This is a genomic window from Verrucomicrobiota bacterium, assembly GCA_034440155.1.
Lineage (GTDB): Bacteria > Verrucomicrobiota > Verrucomicrobiia > JAWXBN01 > JAWXBN01 > JAWXBN01.
Map to the genome: position 1 here is coordinate 1 of JAWXBN010000040.1, position 21978 is coordinate 21978.

A 21978-nucleotide genomic window follows, 5' to 3' on the forward strand; every position below is an offset into this window, starting at 1 on the left:
CACGGACACATCCGGCGTTTGGCAACCGGGCCGGTCGCCCTACAGAAAAGCCCGCCCAACCAGCGTGTAGGGCAAGCGGCCCTGCTTGCCACAGGCCAGAGTTTCACGGACGCATCCGACATTCGGCAACCGGGCCGGTCGCCCTACAGGAAAGCCTGCCCCTCCAGCGTGTAGGGCAAGCGGCCCTACTTGCCTGGGCAAGCGGGAGCCTGCCCCTCCCGTTAGGGACACGATGAGGCGATTATCTTTCGATTTTATGTGGAAATCACATATTCCCGATTGAAAAAAAACGGGGGAATGAATACCTTTGGGGGATGATGAACCCCATTTCCAATGAACAACTCCTCGATCAATTAAACTGGCGTTACGCCACGAAACGTTTTGATGCGACAAAAAAAATCCCGGATGTCACTTGGGACACATTGGAAGAAGCGCTGATCCTGACTCCTTCCTCGTACGGCCTGCAACCGTGGAAATTCTTTGTGATTACCGATCCGGAGGTGAAGGCCAAGCTCCAGCCCCATTCCTGGAACCAGCCCCAAGTCACTGAGTCTTCCCATTATGTGGTTTTTGCCATCATGAAAAACATGGGCGAAGAACACGCGCTGCGTTTTGTGGAGTCCATGGCCAAAACGCGTAATATGCCGCTGGAAAGCCTGAATTTTTACCGCGACATGATATTAAAGGATGTGATCAATGGCCCTCGCAGCCTCATCGTCAATCAATGGGCAGCCCGCCAGGTTTATATTGCCCTCGGGAATTTCATGACAGCCGCCGCTATGTTAGGAATCGACACATGCCCGATGGAAGGAATCGAGCCACCCAAATATGACGAGATCCTGGGGCTCCCTGCTAAAGGGTATGCGACCATCGTCGCCTGTGCCGCCGGTCACCGTAATCCTGAAGATAAATATGCGACCCAGGCCAAGGTCCGTTTTCCCGCCAGCGAATTGATCGAACACATTTAAGCAATTTGCACCGGATAACCATTTAGTTTGCGCAGGATCAGTAATGCCTATCCCGGAGGGAAGAGGGGGAAACAGAGTTAATCTTCTAGCTCATCCGCATCATTCGCTTTGAGAGCGGGCTCACGCGCAGGGGTCTTTTGACCTTGCCAGAGGATGACAAAGACTCCGGCAAGGATCATGAGCATACAACCGATGATCCGCAGGGTGAGTGCCTCATCCAAGATCAGCCATCCGGCGAAAACCGCCACGACGGGAGACACGTAAAACTTTGTGGTGACTAGTGAGGCGGGCAAATAACGCAAGAGCCAATTCATAGCCGTGAAAGCGCAGAGGGAATGGATAAAAAGCAGGAAACAAAATGCCCCGATGACCGGGCCGGTAAAGGCGGCAGCGTTGATTTCAGAGAGTTCATTTAGGCATAAGCCTAAGACAAGTAAATAGGCTCCACCGATGATCATCTGATAGGATATGGCTGTGAAGATCGAAGGGCACGGGGGCCAATGCCGGACAATCAGGGTCCCGATGGCAAAAAGAAGGGCCGACATGACCAAAAGCGTCGTTCCAAAAGGGTGCGCCCCTGCCGCCGCCGGGTCGAGCTGGGGCGCGATCATGTAAATGACCCCAAAGGCACCGAGTAAAAGTCCGATAAGCATCCGGCGGTTGATTTTCTCGCCATGTGGACGGAGGGTCTCGAGGATGGCCACCCAGAGGGGAACCGAGGCTTTGATCACGGCGGCCATGCCGGAGGGAACCCCGTTTTTTTCGCCCGCTGTGACGAGGCCGACCCCACCCACAAAAAGGAAAAGGCTCGAAAGCGCCGCTTTACTGAGACCACTCTTAGAAATGGCGAGCGATTGTCCACGGAGAAGTTGCCAGGAGAATAGGATCAATCCCGCGAGGATGACATGAGCCCCTGCAAAAATAAAAGGAGGCATGGTCTCCACTCCGACACGGATCGCGAGGAAATTAAATCCGTAACCCACATACACGATGCCAAAAGCCAGCACAAAGGCCCACGTGGGGGGGCGTTTTCCGGTGGTTAACGGAGGTGGTGTGGAGCTGGTGATATTCATAAGGGCTCTGGATGGACGCGCGACCTGATTGCCCCGCAAATTGCATGGAAATAAATCCGAAAGCAAGCCGGATTTCACTGGGACCATTTACCGGCTCTCCCGAGTCCTCATATAACACTTCGCAAAAAAAATCCCCCCTGTCCGGAGATGGATCGGGGGGGGGATTATTCAAATGGATCAAAGACTCACCGCGTAACTAGGCGCCCATGTATTCTGCATCACCAAAGGCGAGAACCGGGAAGAAAATAATGGGTAACAAGATGAGCCCGATTGCGAATCCGGTTCCTTTTCCAAAGGCCTTAGCGATTGATACTACGAGAATAATCGCTACGAAAAAATTCACAAAAGGGATAAAGAAAAGAATGACCCACCATACGGGTTTACCGCAGATTTCACAGTAAACGACGATATTATAGATAGGGATGAGTGAGGCCCAACCGGGTTTACCCGCTTTGACAAACACTTTCCATCCAGACACGATTAAAACGATGAAGATGAGCAGGAATACGATGATTGCGACCAAACCACCCACTGCACCAGCTGCGCCGATGGCTTGATTTGCGGTGTCTCCGGTTTGTTCCACCACGACGAGTTCTTCTTGAGAGGCTGGTGACTCGCTCGCATCAGGTGCGGTGACTTCTTCGGTTTGGGTTTCCTGGATCACAGTCGTCTCGGAGGGGGTGGATTCTTCCGTGGTTTGGCTTTCTGTCGCCACAGCTTCACCAAGAGCAGGACTTTCTGTCGCCACAGCTTCACCAGGAGCAGGACTTTCTGTCGCCGCGGTTTCGGTCGCAGGGGTTTGTTCTGTTTGAGCTTTTACGACGGGGTTAAAAGCCAATAGGCCAAGCATGGACAAGATAAAAATCAGGTTTTTTATTTTCATATAACGATAGAGGCTCCAGTTTCCAGAGGTTGAGGTGAGGCCCAATATTCTTTTGCCTTTTTCAAAAAAGCGAGATTTTTTTTTCAAGACGTGAGCAAAATCCCTGTCACTCAGATAGAAAATAATACTTCCTCCTTTATCTGGATTCAACAAAAGGATTTCCTCGACTTTTGCGGGGTGAGTAGAGCAAAGTAGATGACTTGTATGATATTTCGGCTACCTAAACCGATTGAGGATGCTATCCTTAAAAGGCCGCTCATGATGGGGTCTTTGATTGCCGTTTGTCTCGGGTTGATCCCCATTTATTTTTGGCCTACCGATAATCTGGTGCTTTTAGGAGCGAGTCTCGTAATAGCCTTTTTTGTTTCTCTTTTAGTTTACCGGTTAATCTATCTTTTACACCGTAGCCAGCTTCAAGAAATTGAAAAGACACAGTTGCTTAAACGGATCCAGAGGTCGGAACGCGAGCTTTTCAGTTTTATTGACTCGGCCAATGTGATCCTGATTGTCGCTGATGAATCTGGCACGGTCGGACTGTGTAATTTCACCATGCAGAAATACACCGGTTACACACCGGATTATCTGAAGGGGAAAGTTTGGTGGAAAGAATTCCTCATCCCTGATGAGCAGATGGTGACTATCGAGAAAGTTTTTGTCGGCCGCAAGTCTGTGGAAAACCTCGAGACCCAGATCATTACGGCCAACGGCGAAAAGCGGTATATCATCTGGAATATCGGGCCGTCCACGACCGACCAGGGATTCCAGTTTGTCTGTGTGGGCCGTGATGTGACGGAACGCAAACTTAATGCGACCGCCTTGCGCCTGACCGAGGAAAGATTCCAAATCCTTTTCGAGGAAATGAAAGAAGGTGTCATCGCCACGGACACAAAGGGTTATATCACGCAGATAAATACCGCCGCCCGCCTAATCCTGCGTTTACCGAAAGGAAAAATCGAAGGACGCGCCATGAAAGATATTTTCCCCGCCTTAGTCCGGGAAAATGGCGAGCCCTTGCCCATGGAGCAATTTGCCCCGTTTGTTTCCTTGCATGATCAATATTCCCTGTACGGGTATGTCGTCGGGCTGGCTAATCCCCCACATGACACGGTTTGGATTTATGGGTCTAGCGGAGTATTAAATATTAATGATGAATTCTTGGGGTTGATCATCACCTTCTCGGATATCACCCCGATCAAACAAGCTGAGGCCGATGTCAGTCGCAGCCGGGAGTCCCTCAGGCAAATCATCCTGAATATGCAGAGCGGGGTGATCTTGTGTAATAACCAGAACAAGGTGGAGGTGTGTAACCCCCAATTCCTCAAGATGTGGAATTTCTCCGAGGACTGGATCGCAAAGAATCCTTCCTTCACGGAAGTAACCGCTCGGATCATGGGGGAGAGCCTGCAAAAACAAATAATTTCATCCCGTATCGATGCGGCCTTAAATAATCCGGGCTCCGAGCAATTTGAACTCCAGATCAATGACTCCCTTTATGTGGAGTTTTTCACGACCCGGCTGGCTGACAATTACCGGCTCTGGACATTCCGAGATGTCAGCCAGGCAAGAATCCTGGAAAACCAGCTCAGGCAAGCCCAGAAAATCGAAAGTGTCGGGCAATTAGCCGGGGGCCTCGCTCATGATTTTAATAATATCCTGACCGTGGTGAATGGTTATCTGGCATTAACTCTCGAACAAACCAGTGTCTCGGATAAAAGGCATTTACACCTGAGACGCACCCAGGACGCCCTCTCTCGCGCCGTCGGCATCACACGCAAATTACTCACCTTTTCCCGGGGTGATGTTTTCCGCAAAGAAATCATTTCCCTGAATGACACCATCCGTGAATCCCTCGATTTCCTCTCACGATCGGTCCCCGGAAATATCAAAGTCCAGTACGGACTCACCGCCGGGGATAAAAAGATTTTCGGGGACAAAGGTGCCATGGATCAGATGATGGTGAATCTCTGCTTAAATGCCGTCGATGCCATGCCCCTGGGCGGAACCCTCAGCGTGACCACGGATTATTTGTCACTACCTGATGCGGAGCTCGCGCGCAAATTGCCCGGGGTCTCTCCCCACGGTTACATCCGGTGGTCGGTCAAAGACAATGGTACGGGCATCCCGCCTGCGATCATTAACCGTATTTTCGAACCCTTCTACACGACCAAACAGAATAAGAGCGGCACGGGCCTGGGCTTGGCGATGGTTTACGGGATTTGCCGTTCGCACGGGGGTCTCGTCGAGGTGGACAGTGTCCAGGACCAGGGGACGGTATTTATAATCTACCTGCCCGTGACCAATGAAAAAACCATTGAAGAAACAGAGACCTTGCCAGCGGTGCAGGCGGATTATTCGGGGCTCAAGAATAAAATTATTCTACTGGTGGACGATGAAGACATGGTTTTGGAAATGGTCAGCGATTTGCTTGAGGATAAGGGGATCATTGTTTACCAAGCCATTAACGGTATGGAGGCCCTCGAGTTATTCCGAAAACTCGGGCCAAAAATCGACCTTATCGTCACGGACATGGTCATGCCCGGCATGAGTGGGCTCGAGTTAATCGATCAAATCCGTTCGATCAATCCCCGCATGGGCATTATCGTCACCAGCGGATACACGATCCAGGAGCAAAAGGATGAACTCGAAAAACGCGGCATCCAGTCTTTCCTCCTCAAACCCTACGCACCCAACCAACTCTTTAAGTTATTGCAGGATTATTTTGCCGAATCCTCCCACATGGACTAAAACGGAAAAAGTGATGAGTTTTGATCCCTTACAAACAGCCGACAGGAATTATTCTTGGCACCCTTTCACCAGTAGCGATGACGATTTGGGCGCTGGGCCGCTGGTGATTGTCCGCGGTGAAGGGGAATACCTCTGGGACAGCCGGGGAAATCGTTACCTCGACGGGAATTCCTCAATCTGGTGCAATTTACACGGGCACAACCATCCGCGGTTAAATCGCGCCCTCCGGGATCAACTCGCTAAAATCGCGCACAGTTCTTTCCTTGGGCACTCTAATGAACCCGCCTCTCTCCTAGCGAAAGAACTCATCGACACCCTCCACGGTCCGGCACCCCTCGGATTCCCCGGATCCGTGGATCGTCGCCATCTGCCCTCGCGTGTATTTTTCAGCGACAACGGGTCCTGCGCAAATGAAATCGCGGCAAAGATGGCCGTTCAATATTTCGGGATGACCGGCCAGCCACAACGCAAATTGCTCGTGGCCTTTGCAAATGCTTATCACGGTGACACCATGCTCAATGTCAGCCTCGGGGGCGTGGGCACATTCAGCCGCCCGTATGAATCACTCATGCTCCGCCGGGAAGAGGACGGACACACCGCAGACTCTCCACAGGTTATCTTGGTGGAGGATGCTGCGGAGTTTTCCACCCTCGCCGAGACACGGGGCGCGCAAATTGCTGCGGTTTTCTTGGAGAGTTCTCTCCATGGTGCCGGCGGAATGTTACCCCACGCCCCGGGATTCATGACGCAAGTTGCTCAAGGGGCGCGTACTTGCGGGGCATTATTGATCATGGATGAGGTGCTCGCGGGTTTTGGGCGGACGGGGCATTTCCTGGGTTGTTATGCCGGGGGATTTGCCCCCGACTTTATCACGTTGTCAAAGGGATTAACGGGAGGGTACATGCCCTTGGCCATTACCCTCGCGCCGGAACATGTTTATGAGGCTTTCAGCGGGGATTATTACAGCGGACGTTTGCTTTATCATGGGCACACTTATACCGCCCATCCGCTGGGCTGTGCCGTGGCTCGGGAGAATTTAAAGATTTTCCAAGAGGAGGATATTCTCGCACAGGTAGCGCAGAAAATCCCGTTGCTGGAATCCGGCCTCGCCCGCTTGGGCAAATCCCCCGGCGTCAAAGAGGTGCGATCCATCGGATTGATCGGTGCTGTGGAGATGATCCCGGACAAATGCCGCGGTGACCGGGCCCGCGCCATTTGTTTGGCCGCCCGCGCTTACGGACTGCTGACCCGTCCGGTCGGGGATTCTATAGTCCTGATGCCGCCCTACTGCATTTCCCCTGAAAACCTCACGTTGCTTTTTGAAGCACTGGAAAAAGCGATTGATTCCATTACCTAGAATGATCTACTCTGGGGGGGGGGATCTTGCCTTACGGATCATTTGCCCTTCCGGGAAAATGGCTATTGAAGCGCGGGATGTATTTTGAGAGAGTGTGAGGTCTATGACAGCCATCCAGAAAGCCCGTCGGGTCTTTGATATTGAAATCTCCGCTTTGCGTGCCGTTCGTGCACAGATCGACGAGCAATTTGCGCGGGCTGCTGAAGTCTTGGTCGAGACCTTGAATAAAAAGGGGAAGATTATCGTCATCGGTGTCGGCAAAAGCGGCAATATCGGGACCAAAGTCGCTGCGACCTTGACCAGTACAGGCTCGACCAGTGTCTTGCTCAGTCCTTCCGACGCTTTACACGGGGATCTCGGTATCGTCAATGACGGTGACGCTGTCCTGGCCCTGAGTTATTCGGGGGAGACCGAGGAGCTCGTCCGTATCCTGCCCGCGCTCAAACGTTTTAAGGTCAAAATCATCGCCATTACCGCATCGACCCGTTCGTCCTTGGCTAAACACAGTGATGTCGTGCTTTGTGCGAAGGTGCCAAAGGAAGCTTGCCCATTTAATCTCGCTCCGACCTCCAGCACCACAGCCATGCTTGTCCTCGGCGATGCTCTTGCCATGACCGTTTTACAAATCCGTGGGTTTAAGGAAAAGGATTTTGCTCGGTTCCACCCCGGTGGCTCCATAGGGCGTACTCTTTTGAATAAAGTCACCGACATCATGCGCACCGGCAAAAAAATGGCCTCGACGAAATCTGGGGTCACCGTAAAAACCGCCCTCGCGGCCATGATCCGGGCCAAATGCGGGTCGGTCTGCATTATCGATGCACGCGGCAAATTGCTCGGGGTCTTCACCGACGGGGATCTCCGGCGGCATTTTTCTGATGAAGACCTCATGACCCGAAAAATCGATGATGTCATGACTCGCCGCCCGATTACCATCCGGGATAATGCCTTGGCCGCCGAAGCCCTGAAAATTTTCGATGAGCACACTATTGACGATTTGGTGGTTGTCGATAAGCTGGGTCGTCCTGTCGGACTGATTGATTCCCAGGATTTACCAAAACTCAAAGTTCTTTAAAGGATGCAAAAAAAGTATGGCTATTCAAGCAAATGACGTGCGTAAAGGCATGGCGATCAAGTATAATAATGACGTCTGCATGGTTCTCGAAACAACCCACCGTACCCCGGGCAATTTGCGCGCTTTTGTCCAAGCGACCATCCGTAGTTTAAAGACGAATAAATCCAGCGATATCCGCTTTAGCTCCACCGAAAAGGTCGAAGTCGTCGATGTCTCCCGCTCTAAATATGAATTCAGCTACATGGACGCTGAAGCCTTTGTTTTTACTGAACCCACCACTTTCGAGACGATTACCCTCCAGCCTGACATGGTCGGTGATGCGAAAAACTTTATCACGGACAATCAATCTGTCGAAGTCACCTTTGTCGAAGACATTCCTGTCATCATCGAGCTGCCTCCCACCGTTTCTCTCAAAGTCACTGAATCCGCCGACGGCGTCAAAGGGGACTCCGCTAATAACGTCATGAAACCGGCCAAACTCGAAACGGGCATTTCCATCCAAGTCCCTCTTTTTATTAAAGAAGGCGAGATTATCAAAGTCGATACACGCACAGGTGATTACGTCAGCCGCGCATAATCAATAGTGATAACCGCAGTCTCTATCTTTTATTAACCCGCAGGAAGTTATCAGTGTCCTGCGGGTTTTTTACTGCTCCGATAAAAAGTAAACAAGCCTCGACCCCTGGATATAGGTTTATCCAAGGGTATCTTCACGACGAAGATCACGAAAGATACGAATGAGGAGGAGTTTTTTCCGAATGGAGGGACATCCGGCGTTTGGCAACGGGGCTCGGTCGCCCTACGACTCAGTACCTAGCACTTAGAAACTTAGCACCTAATATCTAGAACATTCTCCTCCTCCATGCCGGGGGGGGGGAGGAATCTCGACCCCTTAGTTTAAAAAAAATCTATGTTCATCGCTGAAATCTGTGGATAAATATCCGTATTTCTCTTCTGGCAATTTGCGCGGGGGGGATTCATGATCGGTCGTCGTGAACGATACTTATGATCTCATCGTGATTGGCGGGGGCCCTGCGGGTTATACAGGGGCGATCCGGGCGGCGCAACTGGGCAAACGGGTCGCACTCATCGAAAAGGAACGTGCCGGGGGCACTTGCCTGAACTGGGGTTGTATCCCGACCAAATCCCTGATCCGGAATGCCGAGGTTTATGCTCTGGTGAAAAAAGCGGCGGATTTCGGAATCCAAACCGGGGAGGTGAGTGTGGACTGGACGAAGATCATCGCCCGCAGTCGGGGAGTCTCCGACCGCATCGCCAAGGGGCTGGAATTCCTTTTCAAGAAAAACAAGATCGGTTATTTCACCGGCGAGGCGAAGCTACTCCCAGACAGAAAAATCAGGCTCGGGGATCAAACTCTCACCGCAGAGAAAATCCTGCTCGCCACCGGGGCACGCTCCAAGCTCATCCCCGGTTTCGTCCCGGATGGCCGGCAATTACTCACGAGCCGCGAGGCCATGGTCATACCTGAAAAACCTGAGTCTATCCTGATCATCGGTGGGGGCGCGATCGGGGTGGAGTTTGCCTATTTCTTTCATACCTTCGGCAGTAAAGTCACGCTGGCCGAGGCCCTCCCCACGATCCTGCCCCGCGAAGACCGCGAGATCTCCGCTGAGCTGGCCAAGATTTTCACCCGCGGGGGTATGACGATCCTGCCGGAAACAAAAATCGAAAAAATCGAAAAACTTTTCGACGGGGTCGCAGTGACATTCTCCGGTAAAAAGGCATTCACAGAAAAATTCCAAACGGTCCTCTGCGCAGTCGGGGTGGAGGCGAATCTTGATTTTCTGGGCGACCCCGCGCAAATTGCGCTGGAAAAAGGATTTGTAAAAACCGGGGACGATTATCAAACGAGTCTGCCGGGAGTGTATGCCGCGGGGGATTTAATCGGGCCGCCGTGGCTCGCGCACGTGGCCGCTTACGAGGCGATCCAAGCTGTCGAAGGCATTTTCACCGAGCACGTACCCAGACGCGCTAGGGTATTCCCCGGCTGCACGTATTGCCACCCGCAGGTCGCCAGTGTCGGGCTCACCGAGGAAGAATGCAAATTACACGGGCTCTCCTACCGGGCCGGAAAATATCCTTTCCTCGCCTCCGGCAAAGCCCTCGCCACTGGTGAGAATACCGGATTCGTCAAAGTCCTCCGCGAGGAGCCCGGCGGCAAATTACTCGGCTGCCACATTATCGGAGGAGAAGCCACCGAGATCATCTCCGAGATGGCCCTCGCGATTAATCTCGATCTCACCGCCCACGACATCACCTCCACGATCCACGCCCACCCCACCCTCAGCGAAATCATCCTGGAGGCCACCGAGATGTCCTCGGGCCGAGCGATTCATGGATAGATCCCCTACCCTCGCGCGGAGCCACAAATAACGGGTTTGACTTGAAAATCGGGAGCATACGGACTATGATCACACCATGACGACCGCCCAAATCATTAAAGAAATCAAAGCCTTGAGTCCGGAGGAAAAAAATAAGATCTCCCAGTTCCTCCAAGATTCCACAGGTGATAAAATGACTGTAACTTTCGCTGATAGCGAGTGTGTCCAAAAGCAAGGGGAATTACTCTTGAAAAAACATTTTGAACTCTTCAGGCGTCTGGCCCAATGACATCTCCAAAATTTTTGTCGTCTGAATATATTCTAAAATTACACCATCAAGCTGTTGAAGCGCACGGTGGCATGCATGGTCTAAGGGACGGGAACGGTTTTCTATCGGCAGCTAACCAACCGATCAATGCGCATTTATATACCTCAGCTGATCATTTTGAAATTGCGGCGGCTTCCACATTTCACTGGGCAGAATCACAATGTTTTATTGACGGAAGTAAACGGGTAGCCATCCTCAGTGCTTTGACTTATTTGGCCATCAATCATATTCATATCATGGTCGATGAAAATATACTTTACGATGCCATGATCGCCCTTGCTGAAAAGCGGTTGGACAAACCCGGTTTAGCCGTCATCCTGCGGAAGTCATGTCCCTCATCATGAATCAAACCAGCCCCGCCACGAGTCTAGCACGGAAGCCCGAATGGCTGAAGGTCAGGCTGGGGCGTGATACGGTATCCGGACAGATCAAAAGTCTGATGGAGCACCAGAGTCTCCACACAGTCTGCGAGAGTGCGCAGTGCCCGAACCGGGGTGAGTGCTGGGCGCGCGGCACGGCGACGATCATGATCCTCGGGGATATCTGCACACGCTCATGTGGATTTTGCGCGGTCAAAACCGGACGCCCCACGGAGCTCGACCTCGATGAACCCCGCCGCGTGGCTGAATCGGTCAAATCCATGAAACTGCGCCATGTGGTGATCACCTCCGTAGCGAGGGATGAACTCGCCGATGGCGGCGCTTCAGTCTGGGCGGACACGATCCGTGCCGTCCGCGCAAATGTCCCGGGCATCCGGATCGAGGTGCTGATTCCTGATATGAAAGGTCTCACCAGAGACATCGACACCATCCTCGACGCACACCCGGATATTTTGAATCACAATGTCGAAACGGTTCCCCGCCTCCACAAACTCGTGCGGCCACAGGCGAAATATGAACGTTCCTTGGGCGTCCTCGAATACGCCAAGAGCCGGGGATTTGTGACCAAGTCGAGCGTCATGCTCGGTCTGGGTGAAGAATCTGATGAACTCGCGGAGGTCCTGCGCCATTTGCGCGGGATCGATACGGACATCCTCACCCTCGGCCAATACCTCCAACCTTCCCGTAACCACCTGCCCGTGGCCCAATGGGTGAGCCCGGAGCAATTTGCCCACTGGAAAGAATTTGCGCTCGGCCTCGGGTTCCGCCATGTCGAGAGCGGCCCTCTCGTTCGCAGTTCCTACCACGCCGACGAAAATCCGATCGGACGGATATCGTAGAGACTTTTGCTTTCCGCCCCTTTTGACGTGGGCCTAAAAAATACGTTGGACTCCTGGGAGTCTCCGAGCGAGGAGGGCGGTGAGGGCACTCGCCAAAAGGGCTCCCGCAAAAACGATGCAGAATTTCGCCCAGGAACTCCATGCTGTTTGCGGGAGCAAAAAGTATTGAATCCAAATGACAAAGGGATAGTGCACGAGATAAATCAAAAAGGCATTCACAGAAAAGAAATCCATGAGCCGTGAGGGATGATTCATAAAACGCCTGAAAAAACCGATCAGCCCCAGACTCGTGAGGACACAGATCATGGCAAATAGTCCCGAAGAAACGGTATCCCGCATGGTTTGACCACCCCATGCCCGCCAACCTTCCTCAGGAGAACCGGATAAACGAACCTTCAAAATAAAAAGCCCGAGGGCCAAGGCCAATAACCATACGTAGGAACGTGACACAAAGCTTTCAGGCCCAAAAATCTTTGCCTGAGAAAGCCCTCGTTGCCCAATAACCGCGCCCATCAGGAAAAATAGGAAATAGAGGCCCGCCCGGTTAACCTGTATCCACAGTGGACCCCCTAATGAAATCCAGCCTGATGCCGATGGAGAAGGACGGATCAGGGAGGCAAAAACATACACCAGCAGGGATAAAAAAATCATGACCACCACCGCTTGGCATCCCTCCCCTTGGCGAACCGAGAAACGGTGTAGGGCAGCCAATAACCCTGAAAACCATTGAGCCAAGGGAATCACCACGATACTGAAAGCTAATAACACCCAGAGGAACCATGCCGGCCCGGGAATCCAGCCATTCCGGAAAAACTCGCCGAGACAGTAATTCCAGAACGACACTTGATGGCCGGTCACTAGGTAACTGGGGTAATAGGCGACCGGGGCAATGATAATCACTCCGATGAGAAAGGGGATACCAAGGCGGATCACACGGTCTTTCAGGAAAACCCATGGCCCTTTCTTCTGTAAACTCGGGAAAGTGAATATCCCTGAAATAAAAAACATGAGGGACATGAAGAAAATATCATTAAATGCTTGGAAATAATAAAACCATTGATTACGAACCACATCCACGACCGGAGCCGAAGAAAAAAGGTAATTTGTATAATTATATGAGGCAGAACTCATATAGGCCAGGGAGGAATGGTGAGCGACCACCAAGATAATAATAAAGGCCTTAAGATAATCCAGAAAGAGGATCCGCTGGTCCGGCTGGGCGAATACTGGATTCATCAGTGCTCCCTCTTAATCATAAATAGACATCCTGATTTTACGGTTATTTCGAGGGTACCCCGGGTATCTTCATGCCAGCGGGCATCGTCATCTTGATAAATCCTGCTGGAGGGACAAAAAGTCCAGCAGGTTGCGGACCTTCTATAAAATTCGTCCAGTCACTGGTCATCTTTCCGTCAGCCGACTGGATTCGGACGATAAACTGGGTTTCTTTGCTGACATAACCAAAAACTTCCACGCCCCCATTGGTAAATTTATATTTGTCACAAGCGATGCCATTAACCGTTTCTTCCCCGACCTTTTCGATCTTTGAATTAATATCTGGTAAAGCTTTGAGTGGATCTTTTTTGGGATCCATCGGCATTTCCATATACATCTTTTGATCGACCATGATGTTGTATATCTTTTTTTGATCCGGGCGGACAATCGTAATCATCTTCATACCCCGCGGCGATATCTCCACCCGTACTTTGCCATCATCCGTATACATTTTTGTCGTAAAGTCTTCCGGTTGACCACTTATCGTGGTCTTTTGATCCACCGAAAAGGCTTTAGGGATATTAAACGGCGGTGTCTGGGCATTCATACCCAGTGTCAGGACAAATAAGAAAAGAAGTGTGATCAGGTTTTTCATAGAGGAATAGTGATTAAAAAGTTTTTGGCGTTTAAACACGGGCAAATTGGGTGATAATGAACTTTAAATCAACTGAAATCCATGGAGGATGAAGGCCATTGCCTTTTTTCGCCTGTAATTACCAAAAAAGCCGCACAGAATAGTTAGGCCAAAAATAATTTTTAATTCGATACTCGTACTTATTGAGAAGAAGCCTTCTGCGACGAACTCAGACCAGAAAGATACCGATTCTTTAAGTCAGGAAGCCTTCCCACACTGCTTTGATTAATGCTGACATAAGCGATCTCGACCCAAAGCCGCCCGCATCTGAAGGTAAAAATATCAGTTCTTAATCCACATATATATATCCTGTTGATTAAAAGAATCTTAACGATACACCAAAATCTTCTATGAAATCTATATATGAGGCGACTGAGAATCAGCAAATTCATAGTTGCGTTTTTACACTTTAATAAAATCGTTTAAACATGAGCAACTTATGAAAGTTAATAACGAAAAAGCGTAAAAATGGGCGTTATCCTAGATGTCGATAATTAAATTTTTTTATTGGCACAAGATGTAGGGGGTGTATTTCAGATCAATACTATTAGCGGACATCACTCAAATATTATCCCTTGAATAAATTGAATCCGCGTACAAAATATCAGTCGAAATAAGAACACGGCAAAAAGGATCGGCTGGATGGAGGTTGATCCTAACACAAAGGGAATGCGTTATGTGTATTCCCCTAACAATAATAAGAGGAGGTCTTATGAAAAAAATCACCCTGTTCGTGATCACTACAATATTAAGTCTTGGTTTTGTGCAAATGGCTCAGGCCGTCAAACAGATTGAAACCAAAATTACGAAAGAAAAGAAAGAGCAATGGGTCGTCACAGCCTATTCCAGTAGTTATAAGTGTAATGGAAAATGGGGAGCCGTCGCTGCTGATGGTGGAGACCCCCTCCAATGGGGTATGATTGCCGCTGATTGGTCAGTCCTTCCCCCCGGGACAAAAGTCAGGATTGAAGGGTTTGGAGACCAAGTCTTTGTGGTTCGTGATAAAGGCCGTTTGATCAAAGGCCGTAAGATCGACCTTTATATCCCGCATATCTCGGATAAACAACTGGGTAGGTGGGGCCGTCAAAAGCTCCGTATTGAGGTGATCAATGAAAATCAAAAGATCGCTAAAAAGATTGACGCTGCCGATCATTCCCTTTTCCAAAGGTATGCCTTTATCCCCCCTAAAAAGAATCTGCCTGGAGTAGTCGGGGTCGAAGATGTCGCTATCCAAGAAAATGTTGACTCTATAGAAAATTCTCAATCTTCTGTTCGCAAAATTCTCAAAATGCGTAATTAATAGGGGATGACACAATCAGCCGCTTTCGATTCCGCACTCAAACCTTATCGTCAGCGGCAATTTGTCCCCGCGCAAATCGACCTAGGCTCATGGGAGCAAATTGCCCCTCTTTTCGACTCACTCGAAAAACAATTTGCATCGGTGGACTCCCTCTGCACTCTCGAGCAATGGCTAGACCGCTGGAGTGAACTCTCCGCGGCCCTCTCCGAGGAGAATAGCCGCCGTTACATCTCAATGACATGCCAGACTGATGATCCGGCGCGCGAAAAGTGTTATCTCGATTTCATCGAAAAAATCGATCCGAACCTCAAATCGGCGAATTTCAAACTGACCAAACTCCTCAGTGCATCTCCGCTCAAAAAGCAACTCCCGGCGCAGCGTTACTCCACCCACATCCGTAGCGTGGATAATTATGTAGAACTCTTTCGGGAAGAGAATATCCCGGTGGAAACCGAAATCGCCAAGCTCTCCCAGTCTTACCAAAAAACAATCGGCGCCATGACGGTTAATTATCAGGGCGAAGAAAAAACCCTGACACAAATGTCTCGCCTGCTCGAAGAGCCTGAACGCAAATTGCGCGAGGAAGCTTGGACCCTCATCGCCGGGCGGCGTTTGCAGGATACGGACTCTCTCGATCAGGCTTTTGATGACTTGCGCAAATTGCGCGCACAAATCGCGCGTAATAGTGGCTTTGAGAATTTCCGGGATTACACCTTTCGGAATTTCGAGCGCTTCGATTATACCCCGGCAGATTGTGAGGCTTTTCACGAGGCTGTTGCGGAATGTTTTGTCCCCATCGCACGGGAACTCCAAACAAAACGTGCTGAGAAAATGGGTTTGGACAAATTACGCCCGTGGGATTTATCCGTGGACCCGGACAATCTTGCGCCATTAAAACCCTTTACAACAGCGGATGATTTCCTTGAAAAGGCTGACCGAGTATTTGCACGCCTAGATAAAGGCCTCCAAGAGGAATTCCAAATCCTTGTCCGGAACAATTTGCTCGACTTAGAAAATCGTAAGGGCAAAGCCCCGGGTGGATACCAGTCCACCTTGTCGGAATCCCGGCTGCCCTTTATTTTTATGAATGCCGTGGGTGTCCAACGCGACGTGGAAACCTTGGTCCATGAGGCCGGTCACGCTTTTCACGCCCTCGCCACACGCGAAGAAGACCTGTATTTCCTGCGCGGGGCTCCGATTGAATTCTGCGAGGTCGCCTCCATGAGTATGGAGCTCCTGACCAGTTCATTTCTGGAAGAGTTCTATTCCCCCGATGAAGCTAAACGCGCACGCAAGGTTCATCTGGAGGGGATCATCAAAGTATTCCCGTGGATCGCACAAGTCGATGCTTTCCAGCACTGGATATACACACACCCGGACCATACGGTCGAGGAACGCCGTGCGGCCTGGCGCAAATTGCACGCGCGTTTCGGCGGGATCGAGGATTATTCGGGCTTTGAACCAGCCCTCGAATCTGCATGGCACCGCCAACTCCATATTTTTGAATATCCCTTTTATTATATTGAATACGGGATTGCCCAGCTCGGCGCGCTCCAAGTCTGGCAGAATTACCGCCGTGACCCCCGGAAAGCCTTGGCTGACTATAAATCAGGTTTATCCCTCGGATCAAAAGCGACATTACCCGACCTCTTTAAGGCCGTTGGAGCAAAGTTCGACTTTTCAAAATCCGCCATTGCTCCACTCGCACAATTTGTGCGGGATGAATTAAACGCACTGGAGTAACCCTTGATGAAAAATCCCAGTATCATCGTTTTTAGCGCGCTCGTCATCGGTGAAACCACCGCTTTCACACTTTATTTCCTATTCGACATGCACAAAATCGTCGGTATTCCCATTTCCATCCTGATTCTCTCCACCAGCCTCTTGGCCACACTCCTCGCCGGTTGGATTATTTTTAAACGGTTAGAAAAGAAGTAATCATCCGCCGAACTATCTTAATTTGAGGAGTCCAATTAATTCCTCTGGCGACATACTCCTGATTTTAGATTTCCTAAAGTCTTTAGGATTCCTTGTAACGATCAAATCCACTCCGATGATAAAACCTGATTCGTCCAAAACAGCATGCTCGAAGTCAGGCATTTTACTGGATAATGCATGCTCTAACACAACCCGGTTAACACCACTAACCCCAAAGATGGATAAGAGCTTCTTTAATTCCTTATGAATGGTTTGCGCCCCCAAAACTTTATTCCCTAGATAAAAGAGAGTCGTCAGCGTCGTTGCGCATAAATATCCCTCGTACCTCCCTTGTTCCGCAGCTCCCCGTATCACCATCGATTCATCCACAAAAGGCCTGCGATCCATCCACACATCCAAAATAATATTTGTATCCACAAGGACCTTCATAAATATTTTTTCTCCAGATATTTTTTATAATCACCTCTGGATAAGCGGCTTTTTGCGATTATTCCCCGCATTGATTTTGTTACGGGCGGGGTATCTCCTCGTGAGTTTTCTGTATGTTATCCGACAAAAGGGACAGAAAATAGTCCTCGACCATCTGAGACACGGACTTACCCCGTTCATTGGCCATGGCTTTTGCTTTCCTGATAAGATCCTCCTCGACACTCAAAGTGAGTTTTGTATTCATACGTATAATATATTTTTTTTGTGTAGGTATGCTAATTGATTATACGGGCACCTACCGTTCCTCAAAGCAGGCATAAAAAAAACCGCACAGGCGGCGATGCCAGTGCGGTGGGAAAAATCTCGCTTGGTAAAATTACTTTTTAGCGGGAGCAGCGGGGGTCGACTCGCCATTATCAGCTGCCTTGCTGTCCTGGGCTTTTTTAGCGGCCCATTCGGCTCGTTTAGCTTCAAATTTCGCCTTACGCTCGGCCTTCATCTGGTCGAATTGTTTTTGTTGTTCCGGAGTCAGGAGAGCTTTCATCTTTGGTTCATAAGACTCACGGACAGCCTTCATTTGTTCGCGCTTTTGTGTCTTGTTCAGGGATTCGTTATTTTTGATTTCCTTCATCTTGGCGCGTTGCTCTTCCATGATGGGTTTTATCTTGGTTTTTTGTTCATCCGTGAGGCCGAGTTTTTCAGCCATCTTATTACCGCCCTCTCCCTTTTTCGTTTTAGCGGCAGCACCGTCGGTTGGTTTTTGTGTACCCTCAGCGCGCAAGGCCATAGGTGAAATCAGGAGGGTTAAGCTACCGATCGCCAGAAGTGTATTTCTCAGAGTATTCATCATCATCATTCCTTTTTATATTGTTCATTACCACAGACGCCGTGGGAGAGAAAATCGTTACGCAAATTTAAAATTATTTTTTTCCGACCAAGGATTCAATCTCGACATAAGCATTATAATCAGGGACCCCACCACCCACATCCACGGCCCCTCGTTTAATGATAATATTACCCTCGGGCCAGTGAACCTGTAGATTCCCGGGAAGGATATCACAATAAAACACATGCCCATCCATGACCCCAGTGTCATTTTTTAACCGGATAGGATCACCATTTTTCAAATGATACTTGGCAGCATCATCCGGATTGATAAAGACGGCATCTCGTTGAGCTCCGGTAATCGGATCGACCTCGGCATAGATGAGGGAGTTAAATTGTTTCCCGCGGCGGGTGCTACATTTATAGACACCTTCCTTGCGTTGTAACACGGGTAATTCCACAGACCTTAAATGCGCTTTACCATCATCAGTCCCAAAAACACCATTTTCGCAAATGCGTGTGCCTCCATACTGGACCATCTCGCCGGTCTTTGATAATTTCTCGATACCGGCATAAAAAGGAACCACACGGGCGATCTCCTCACGCATTTCCTGGCCGGAGCGGCAACCAAAGACATCCTTCAACCCGGGCATTACCTTCAGTGCCAAGTCCCGCAAGATAATCCATTCCGCCCGGGCTTCCCCGACTTGCCGGGGGATCTCCGGCGAGAAAGCGATGCGCCTTTCCGTCGTGGTCGAGGTCCCTCCATCGGTTTGCTCGAAACGGGTTTGTGCAGGCAAAAGGATGACTTCATCCTTGGGCTCGATAAACATCATGTCTGTCAAAATCACATCCTGATGCACACGCAACGGGCAATTTGCCAGAGCTTTCGTGACATATTTGGGTTCAGGAAGATTCCGGAGCAAATTGCCCCCGAGCATGTAAAAAAGATCGAGCTCGCCACGGTCGCAAGCTTCCACCATTTCTGTCGTGGTCAACCCCGATTTATCCGGAACGGGGAATCCGTATTGCGAGGAAAGTTCCTTTGCCGTCACGGGATTGATGGGTACACCTCCCGGGAATGCAGTAGAATAGGCCCCCATTTCCGCGCCTCCCTGCACACTGGAATGCCCACGAATCGGCATAAGCCCGTTTTTCTCACGTCCCACGTAACCGCGGGCGAGTCCGAGATTCAAAACCATTTGGACGGCATCCGCCCCGAATGCGTGTTGGGTGATGCCCATGCTCCAGATAAAAACGGCATTTTTGGCGTTTTTTAGCATCAAGGCAAATTCACGCATCCCGTCACGGTCAATACCGCACTGACTCTCAAGTACCGCCATATCCTGCGAGAATGCCGCCTGCTTTAATTCCTCAAATCCAGACGTATGATTGCGGATAAACTCCTCATTACACCAGCCTTCCTCAATCAATATCCTGAGCACACCGTAAATAAAGGCAATGTCCCCACCCGTCTGGATCGGGTAAAAATAATCCGTCAAAGGAGATCCGAAAACCGCACTCTCCGGGGTGGACGGCACCCAGTAACGGCGCATACCGGGCTCCAAATAAGGATTCACCATGACAATCTTTGTCCCCTGGCATTTGGCCTCGTGTAGATACTTTGTAGCGACAGGCTGGTCATTGGAGGGGTTACTCCCCCAAAAAACAATCAGGTCAGTCCCGTACCAGTCGGTATAGGAACACGTACTGGCAGAATATCCCAAAGTTTTTTTCATCGCCGATGTGCTGGGGGAATGGCACAGGCGCGCCGCGTTATCGACATTACTTGTCCCCATGGCGCGGGCCGCTTTTTGGGCCATGTAATAAATCTCATTTGTCACCCCGCGCGAGGTCACAAAATATGCGGTACGATCGGGAGTCGTGGAGTGAATCCGGGAGACTATCCTTTCATAAGCTTCATCCCAGGAAATACGGCTGAATCCTTTTTCACCTTTTTTACGGATCATGGGATAAGCTAGGCGACCCAGACCGCGGAGTGCGACATTATCCATTTCCTCTAAGACGGATACATCCTTCAAAAGCTCGTGGTCGAGCGGACCGATCGTATTCAGGCGCAGGAGATTCAGGCGCGTCAGGCAAAGGTGTACGCCTTTAATGGTCCAGTCATGCAATCCCGCGACCCCGAGGGCACACCCGTCACAGACACCACGGGTCAGGATTTTGTAGGCGTAAGGCAGATTGTCTTTATTTTTCCAGACAATATCCACCATGCTGGTGAAATGTTTTGGTTTGTCGCGTCCAATCCCAAAAGGGATCAGATTTAGCATTTTCTCTTTGAATGATCTTTTTACTTGGTAACGACTCATAGGTGGATAAATACTCTGACATCCTCCGCACCCACCCTCAAGCGAGAAAATCCTGTATTTTTAAAAAAACTCCTCTTTTCTTCTATCATCTACAGATACGTCCAGGATACACGGCCGTCATTACACGATTACTTTTTTGAGCTCGTCAATAAACCGTGCATTTTGCTCGGGTGTCCCGACAGTAACCCGGATATATTCAGGGAGCTGGTAGCTGGTCAAATCACGGACGATGACCCCGGATTTCTGGAGTTCCAGAAACACTTTTTTTCCCGCACCGCAGCCCCCGACTTTGACCATGATAAAATTCCCGCCACTGGGGACGTATTCGAGTTTCATCTGCGCAAATTCTCCTTCGAGGAATTTGCGGCCGCTGTCGGTAATTTCTTTTGTCTTGCGCTGGTGCTCCTCGTCTCCGAGTCCGGCCAAAGCACCTGCCTGCGCGATGGCATTTGCATTAAATGGTTGGCGGGTTTTCTGCAGGACCTCGACCAATTCCTTCGGCCCCAAGCCATAACCAATCCGTAGGGCGGCGAGACCTTGGATTTTCGAGAAAGTCCGCATGAGAATAACATTCGGATATTTCCGGATCAAATCGACTGTGCGCGGGGGCTGGTCGAGGAATTCATAATAAGCCTCATCAATAACGACCACAATATGCGGCGGGATCGCCGCCACGCAGTCGAATATCTCCTGCTCGGAGCAAACTGCGCCGGTCGGATTATTGGGGGTGGTGATAAAAAAGAGTTTTGTTTTGGGTGTGATGGCCGCGACCATGGCTTTAAGGTCATGGCGGAACTCTGGGTCGGGGACTTCAATCGTATTTGCCCCACTCATTTGGGCGATGATAGGGTAAACGGCAAAAGCGTGGCGGGCGGCAATGATATCGTCGCCGGGACGCAGGAAAGCTTTTCCGAGGAATTCCAGAATCTCATTTGAGCCATTACCCAAAATGACATTGCCGATTTCTAAGGAGAATTTTTCCGCAATCGCCGTGCGGAGATGAAAACCACCGCCGTCAGGATAAAGCTCGGCTTTTTCGATGGCCTGTTGCATGGCCGCTTTGGCTTTTGGTGAAGGCCCTAGAGGATTTTCATTCGAGGCAAGTTTGATAATGGATTTCGGGTCGAGTCCCCATTCCCGCGCTACATCATCTATTGGTTTTCCGGGTTCATAGGGCACGAGGTCACGGATATAAGACGGGGCTTGGTTAGTAACGGAATTCATAAGACCAGACAGGATTCCCTATTTTGGTAAGGAAAT

General features: G+C 50.2%; 21 protein-coding genes. 12 read left to right on the forward strand and 9 right to left on the reverse strand.

The window, feature by feature from the left end:
- The first annotated feature begins 314 nt into the window (after positions 1-314).
- Positions 315-968: an NAD(P)H-dependent oxidoreductase gene (locus tag SGI98_04025; GenBank protein ID MDZ4742569.1), complete on the forward strand. Its 654-nt coding sequence runs from the start codon at positions 315-317 to the stop codon at positions 966-968.
- Between the two features lie 77 nt (positions 969-1045).
- Here SGI98_04025 and SGI98_04030 read toward each other — a convergent pair whose 3' ends face one another.
- Both SGI98_04030 and SGI98_04035 read right to left on the reverse strand, forming a co-directional pair.
- Positions 1046-2041: an EamA family transporter gene (locus tag SGI98_04030; protein MDZ4742570.1), complete on the reverse strand. Its 996-nt coding sequence runs from the start codon at positions 2039-2041 to the stop codon at positions 1046-1048.
- 196 nt (positions 2042-2237) lie between these two features.
- A complete protein-coding gene (locus tag SGI98_04035; GenBank protein ID MDZ4742571.1) occupies positions 2238-2924 on the reverse strand; it encodes a DUF5684 domain-containing protein in 687 nt (228 codons plus the stop codon).
- A 204-nt stretch (positions 2925-3128) separates the two neighbouring features.
- Here SGI98_04035 and SGI98_04040 point away from each other — a divergent pair, with 204 nt between their 5' ends.
- From SGI98_04040 to lipA, 8 genes are all read left to right on the forward strand, one after another.
- The gene (locus SGI98_04040) at positions 3129-5669 is read left to right on the forward strand and encodes a PAS domain S-box protein (GenBank protein ID MDZ4742572.1); all 2541 of its coding nucleotides are present in this window, start codon (positions 3129-3131) and stop codon (positions 5667-5669) included.
- A gap of 13 nt (positions 5670-5682) precedes the next feature.
- The gene (bioA, locus tag SGI98_04045) at positions 5683-7026 is read left to right on the forward strand and encodes an adenosylmethionine--8-amino-7-oxononanoate transaminase (protein ID MDZ4742573.1); all 1344 of its coding nucleotides are present in this window, start codon (positions 5683-5685) and stop codon (positions 7024-7026) included.
- Between the two features lie 103 nt (positions 7027-7129).
- The gene (locus SGI98_04050; protein MDZ4742574.1) at positions 7130-8098 is read left to right on the forward strand and encodes a KpsF/GutQ family sugar-phosphate isomerase; all 969 of its coding nucleotides are present in this window, start codon (positions 7130-7132) and stop codon (positions 8096-8098) included.
- Positions 8099-8114: 16 nt separating this feature from the next.
- Positions 8115-8675 carry an elongation factor P gene (efp, locus tag SGI98_04055; GenBank protein ID MDZ4742575.1) on the forward strand — a complete coding sequence of 187 codons (561 nt, stop codon included), beginning with the start codon at positions 8115-8117 and terminating at the stop codon, positions 8673-8675.
- A gap of 415 nt (positions 8676-9090) precedes the next feature.
- Positions 9091-10461: a dihydrolipoyl dehydrogenase gene (gene lpdA / locus SGI98_04060; protein ID MDZ4742576.1), complete on the forward strand. Its 1371-nt coding sequence runs from the start codon at positions 9091-9093 to the stop codon at positions 10459-10461.
- Positions 10462-10537: 76 nt separating this feature from the next.
- Positions 10538-10729, forward strand: a complete 192-nt coding sequence (locus SGI98_04065; GenBank protein MDZ4742577.1) for a hypothetical protein — start codon at positions 10538-10540, stop codon at positions 10727-10729.
- Positions 10730-10800: 71 nt separating this feature from the next.
- Positions 10801-11112: a type II toxin-antitoxin system death-on-curing family toxin gene (locus SGI98_04070; GenBank protein MDZ4742578.1), complete on the forward strand. Its 312-nt coding sequence runs from the start codon at positions 10801-10803 to the stop codon at positions 11110-11112.
- Positions 11109-11987 carry a lipoyl synthase gene (gene lipA, locus SGI98_04075; GenBank protein MDZ4742579.1) on the forward strand — a complete coding sequence of 293 codons (879 nt, stop codon included), beginning with the start codon at positions 11109-11111 and terminating at the stop codon, positions 11985-11987. The genes SGI98_04070 and lipA overlap by 4 nt, the downstream gene beginning before the upstream one ends.
- A 33-nt stretch (positions 11988-12020) precedes the next feature.
- Here the strand turns inward: lipA and SGI98_04080 are convergent, their stop codons facing one another.
- Both SGI98_04080 and SGI98_04085 read right to left on the reverse strand, forming a co-directional pair.
- Positions 12021-13223: an acyltransferase family protein gene (locus SGI98_04080; GenBank protein MDZ4742580.1), complete on the reverse strand. Its 1203-nt coding sequence runs from the start codon at positions 13221-13223 to the stop codon at positions 12021-12023.
- Between the two features lie 43 nt (positions 13224-13266).
- Positions 13267-13857 (reverse strand): DUF4412 domain-containing protein, encoded by a 591-nt coding sequence (locus SGI98_04085; GenBank protein ID MDZ4742581.1) that lies wholly within the window; start codon positions 13855-13857, stop codon positions 13267-13269.
- Between the two features lie 751 nt (positions 13858-14608).
- Between SGI98_04085 and SGI98_04090 the strand changes: the two genes are divergently transcribed.
- The 3 genes from SGI98_04090 to SGI98_04100 are packed head-to-tail and all read left to right on the forward strand — an operon-like array spanning position 14609 to position 17134.
- On the forward strand, positions 14609-15196 hold the full coding sequence (locus SGI98_04090; GenBank protein ID MDZ4742582.1) for a 3D domain-containing protein: 588 nt from the start codon (positions 14609-14611) through the stop codon (positions 15194-15196).
- Positions 15197-15202: 6 nt separating this feature from the next.
- A complete protein-coding gene (locus SGI98_04095) occupies positions 15203-16939 on the forward strand; it encodes a M3 family oligoendopeptidase (GenBank protein ID MDZ4742583.1) in 1737 nt (578 codons plus the stop codon).
- A gap of 6 nt (positions 16940-16945) precedes the next feature.
- Positions 16946-17134 (forward strand): hypothetical protein, encoded by a 189-nt coding sequence (locus tag SGI98_04100; protein MDZ4742584.1) that lies wholly within the window; start codon positions 16946-16948, stop codon positions 17132-17134.
- A 12-nt stretch (positions 17135-17146) separates the two neighbouring features.
- Here SGI98_04100 and SGI98_04105 read toward each other — a convergent pair whose 3' ends face one another.
- The 5 genes from SGI98_04105 to hisC form a co-directional block, all read right to left on the reverse strand.
- Complete coding sequence (locus tag SGI98_04105; protein MDZ4742585.1) at positions 17147-17551, reverse strand: PIN domain-containing protein; 405 nt, start codon at positions 17549-17551, stop codon at positions 17147-17149.
- 91 nt (positions 17552-17642) lie between these two features.
- Positions 17643-17807, reverse strand: a complete 165-nt coding sequence (locus SGI98_04110; protein MDZ4742586.1) for a DUF6364 family protein — start codon at positions 17805-17807, stop codon at positions 17643-17645.
- 132 nt (positions 17808-17939) lie between these two features.
- The gene (locus SGI98_04115) at positions 17940-18416 is read right to left on the reverse strand and encodes a Spy/CpxP family protein refolding chaperone (protein ID MDZ4742587.1); all 477 of its coding nucleotides are present in this window, start codon (positions 18414-18416) and stop codon (positions 17940-17942) included.
- Between the two features lie 67 nt (positions 18417-18483).
- On the reverse strand, positions 18484-20718 hold the full coding sequence (locus SGI98_04120) for an FdhF/YdeP family oxidoreductase (protein MDZ4742588.1): 2235 nt from the start codon (positions 20716-20718) through the stop codon (positions 18484-18486).
- Between the two features lie 120 nt (positions 20719-20838).
- The gene (gene hisC, locus SGI98_04125; protein ID MDZ4742589.1) at positions 20839-21942 is read right to left on the reverse strand and encodes a histidinol-phosphate transaminase; all 1104 of its coding nucleotides are present in this window, start codon (positions 21940-21942) and stop codon (positions 20839-20841) included.
- Positions 21943-21978: the final 36 nt, after the last annotated feature.